This is a genomic window from Mesorhizobium sp. M7A.F.Ca.CA.004.12.1.1, from assembly GCF_003997835.1.
GTDB lineage: Bacteria > Pseudomonadota > Alphaproteobacteria > Rhizobiales > Rhizobiaceae > Mesorhizobium.
Map to the genome: position 1 here is coordinate 1 of NZ_RZRK01001327.1, position 914 is coordinate 914.

1 protein-coding gene is annotated in these 914 nt (G+C 63.8%); it reads right to left on the minus strand.

From position 1 onward, the window contains the following. A partial coding sequence (locus tag EN984_RS36150) for a lytic murein transglycosylase (protein WP_164765994.1) occupies nt 1-914 on the minus strand: 914 nt, incomplete at both ends.

The following is a 914-nucleotide window of genomic DNA, read 5'->3' on the forward strand; positions in this document are numbered from 1 at the left end:
CTGCAGGGCCGCGATGTCCGAACGGTGGAGCCCGCCAACCGCGCCCCAGCTGCCGGCAAAATTCGCGTCGCCATGGGCGATGCGATCGGCGCCGTGGCCGATGAACAGCGCGTAGAGGTCGCTGGTGTTGTATTGCTTCAGCACGTAGAAATTGGGCGTGGCGACAAAGGCCGGGCCGCTGCGCCCTGCCGGCATCAACAGGAAGCCTTCGGCCTTCAGCTCACTTGCTGGAAACGGTTTGCCGCCGACGCGCTTGATGCCCATATCAGCCCATTGCGAGATTTTCTTGCCCTGGTCCGGGCCTTCCAGCGAACAGGAAACGCTTTCCGGCACCGTCACCTCGAAACCCCAGCCGCGGCCCTTTACCCAACCGTAATGGACGAGATAATTGGCGATCGAGGCCAGCACGTCCGGCGTCGAGTTCCAGATGTCGGCGCGGCCGTCGCCGTCGAAATCGACGGCATGTTTCAGGAACGAGGTCGGCATGAATTGCGGCTGGCCGAGCGCTCCGGCCCACGACGATTTCATCGCGCCGACCGGAGCAAGACCGCGCTCGACGATCTCGAGTGCAGCAAGCAACTCGGTGCGGAAGAAGTCCTTCCTGGTCGACATGAACGCTTTGGTGCCCAGCACTTCGAAGGCGTCGTAAGGCACCTTCGCCGCGCCGAATCCGGTCTCGCGGCCCCAGATCGCCAGCAGCACTTCGCCCGGCACACCATAGCGCTTTTCGATTGATGCAAGTGTCCTGGCATTGGTGGCTTCGCGCGCCCGCCCGCCCGCCGTCACCGCACGAACCGTTTTCTCGGCGAAATAGGCGCCGGGCGAACCGAATTCGGCCTGGTGCTGTTTCCGCGGCGTGGTCGCCTTCTCGCCCGGCTTGACCAGGTCGGGCAGTTTCAGATTGGGCTTGATGC